Raw genomic sequence first — 1760 nt, 5'->3', positions numbered from 1 at the left:
CAGTAGCGAGGCGTGCTACGAGTTGTCGGTCAAATATCTCCAAGGAATCGGCACCCCTCAGAGCTTCGAGCTCTCGGGGCAGGCGCTAGACAGGGCGTGCAAAATGCACAACAAGCGCGCCTGCGCGGTGCTCGATCTGCTGCCGAAAAATTAGCACGGCAGAGGCGGTAAAATTTCTGGCTTCGATCGCAAACAGAGCGCGTGAGCCTTTTAAATTTTAGCGGGCGACGGGTGCGGCGCACGATGAAGCAGTAAATCGTGGCTAGCGAGCGGATAAACAAAATCAAAAGGAGCAACAATGAAAGCTTTAAAGCTTGCGCTAGCGGCGGCGCTGGCGCTTAGTTTGGCAAGCACGGGCAGCGAAGCCAAAGAGTTTAAATTTAGCGGCGCAAAAACCGGCACGCTTTTAGCAAAATGCAGCAAAAAGGACGCCACCGCATGCTACGAAGCGGCGATGAGATACGAGCTGGGCGGTCGCGGCGTCGTGCGAAACCGCCTCAAAGCGCAGGGCTTTTTCGCAGATGCGTGCGAGCTCGCCACCCTCGCCGAGCGGAGGCAGGGAGATAAAATGAGCGGCGCAGGTGAGCACGCGATGAGCGATTTGCGCGAGCGAGCCTGCCTGGGCAACGCGGCGGCGCTGGAGAGTTTCGCGAGCGGGCAGTGCCGCAGCCTCGTGATATACGATGAGTTTTGCGAGGGCGGCTCGCAGGAGGCGTGCGACAATCTGGCGCGGATGAAGCGCGATGGCTGGGCGCCCAAAGAGCGCTGCAGCGAGGAGATAGTCGCGAAATTCGGCGACGGCAAGCCACAAAAGTAAAATTTTACTGGCTTTTACGGCTATAAAATTTTAAAATTCCGCGAGTATAAAATTTGCCGAAATTTTATAAAGCTCGACCGAAAATGGTAACAAGGCGGGCTAAATTTTGAATTCTAAAACGCGTTTAAATTCATGTATTAAGCGGCGTCAATTTTTGGGCTCAGAGAGATTAGAATTTACGTGGCAAGGCTCTTTGAATCAAAAATCTCGCGTAACGGCTAGGACTACAATTTTAAGAACCAGGATTTAAACAAATCTGCAATTTAGTCGTGACGATGATATGATTTTTAGAATTTTGCAAGCGTAAAATATCAAAATTTTGTGTATCTATATCGAGCCGCTCCCAAAAAAAGCGAGAAATTTGAAATTTTAAACTGCCGTCTTGTGCGAGGAGGCGATAATTTTAAGCAGCTAGAATTTCAATTAATGCGGATTAAAATCCGAGCGCGGCATGCAAAGGTGGTACTGCAAGCGATGGAATTTCAAATATGGGCTCAAGGCTCGCTAGACGCAGAATTTAAACGCCACGAGCGATAAATTTTAAAATATCTATTTTAAAATTGCGAAACGGGGATTTAAATTTAAGTGCGGTGAGCGATTAAATTGCAAAAGGAAGCTTAAATTTAAATATCGCAGCTCACAAAATTATGCGATGAAATTTTGCGCCTAAATTCCGCAAAATTCGGCGCGCGATGAACGTTTAATGGTATCGTGGCAAGACTATAAACTAAGCTTCAATCACGCTAAAACCCTATTTACCGAGCGCTTGTGCAAGCGGGTATTGCAAACCACCGAAGCAAAAAGTCTGATCGGAAGCGTTTGCGGCGTATCCCAACCGACCGCCCCCCATATTTTGCTCTGTAGCTCTAGCTTACGCCAAAATTTTAGGATTTTGAAATTTAGCGCAAAAATATTATAATTTCGCCCAAATCACGGCTAGGAC

Annotated in this window: 1 protein-coding gene; it reads left to right on the top strand. The window is 48.0% G+C overall.

Going from position 1 to position 1760, the window contains the following annotated elements; translation table 11 throughout:
* The first annotated feature begins 298 nt into the window (after nucleotides 1-298).
* Nucleotides 299-817, top strand: a complete 519-nt coding sequence (locus tag Q0140_RS06175; protein WP_297962847.1) for a hypothetical protein — start codon at nucleotides 299-301, stop codon at nucleotides 815-817.
* Nucleotides 818-1760 lie beyond the last annotated feature (943 nt).

Source organism: uncultured Campylobacter sp., from assembly GCF_938045405.1.
GTDB lineage: Bacteria > Campylobacterota > Campylobacteria > Campylobacterales > Campylobacteraceae > Campylobacter_B.
This window is presented reverse-complemented; position numbering and strand designations above follow the sequence as displayed.